Source organism: Mesobacillus boroniphilus JCM 21738 (genome assembly GCF_000517385.1).
Classification (GTDB): Bacteria; Bacillota; Bacilli; order Bacillales; family Cytobacillaceae; genus Mesobacillus; species Mesobacillus boroniphilus.
Window position 1 is genome coordinate 1 of sequence record NZ_BAUW01000207.1, and the last position, 1474, is coordinate 1474.

Genomic DNA, 1474 nt, shown 5'->3' on the forward strand with positions numbered 1-1474 from the left:
TAAACTGTATCCTGTGTAGTAGACACTTAAAAAAAAGCGTCTACTGCACAGGATTTTTTATGTACAATAGATTAAAAATGGTACGGGAGAAGAGTATATGAGTAAAAAATTATTTTCAAAAAAAGAGATCGAGTTATTATCTAAAAATCCTTATGTAAAATCAGTTAGCCCAAAAGGGATTACCTATACTGATGAGTTTAAGGAACTCTTTATAGCTCAAAAAGAAAAGGGAAAGTTCCCGAGTGAAATATTTAGAGACTGTGGGTTGAATCCAGAGATTGTCGGTAAAAGGCGTATTGATTCAGCTAGTAAAAGATGGAGAGATGCCTACCATAAGAATGGAGTGATGGGCCTCCGTGACACAAGGCCAGGAAACTCAGGCAGACCAAGGGAGAGAGAGCTTTCCCTTGAAGAAAAATATGCAAGATTAGAGGCCGAAACTAACCTGTTGAAAGCAGAGAACGAACTTTTAAAAAAGATACGATTCGCCGAAAGGGGGATGAGGAAGAAATAAAGTTATCGGCTGAACGGAAATTTAACCTTATTCATTCCGTCATCGAGAAATACAATCTAACAGGGATGGTATCACACCTCTGTAAAGTATCTGGTGTGTCCCGTCAGGGTTACTATAACTACTTTTCAGCTAAACAAGTTGAGCGAAGGAAGGATCGGGAGAAAAAGGATGAATCCCTCCGAGATCTAGTTTTAAAAGCATACAATTTTAAGAACCGTAAGAAAGGGGCTCGCCAAATTAAGATGGTATTGGCAGGTCAGTTTGGTGTTGTCTTCAATCTCAAAAGAATCAGAAGAATCATGAAGAAATACGGAATTGAGAGTCCTTTCAGGAGAGCGAATCCCTATAAACGCATCCTGAAGGCTACCCAGGAGCACAAGGTCGTCCCGAACCTCCTTAAAAGGGAATTCAAACAGGGAATCCCCTACAAAGTCCTTCTTACGGATATCACCTACTTATATTTCGGAAAAGGAAAAAGGGCTTATTTATCAACCATTATTGATGCTTCCACCAATGAAGTCTTAGCTCATCAGGTCTCTGATCGAGTTACACTTGATATCGCTACGGACACACTTAAGAAATTAAAGAGAAACAGGAAAATCAAACTGCCTAAAGGAGCCTATATACACTCTGACCAGGGAGGTCACTATACCAGCCCTGTTTACCAAAAGCTAGTGAAAAAATTCAGATTGGGACAATCCATGTCCAGGAGGGGGAACTGTTGGGACAACGCCCCACAGGAATCATTCTTTGGACATTTTAAGGACCTGGCTGATATAAAGTCATGTGAAACCTTGGAAGAGCTTAAACAAGAAGTGAAAGCTGCCATACACTACTACAATCACTACAGATATCAATGGAATATGAAAAAGATGACCCCTGTTCAATACAGAGATCATCTTCTTAAAGTTAAAGTAGCCTAGCTTTTTTTAAAATGTCCTTTACAAGGGGTACAGATTA

At 39.6% G+C, this 1474-nt stretch carries 1 protein-coding gene; it reads left to right on the forward strand.

Features of this window, described 5'->3' with window-relative positions:
- Nucleotides 1-97: 97 nt before the first annotated feature.
- Nucleotides 98-1437 (forward strand): IS3 family transposase gene (locus JCM21738_RS23690; RefSeq protein ID WP_439646017.1). Its coding sequence is split into 2 segments (ribosomal slippage): nucleotides 98-508 and nucleotides 511-1437, totalling 1338 coding nucleotides; the frame shifts between segments, so codons are not numbered across the junction.
- The last annotated feature ends 37 nt before the right edge of the window (nucleotides 1438-1474 follow it).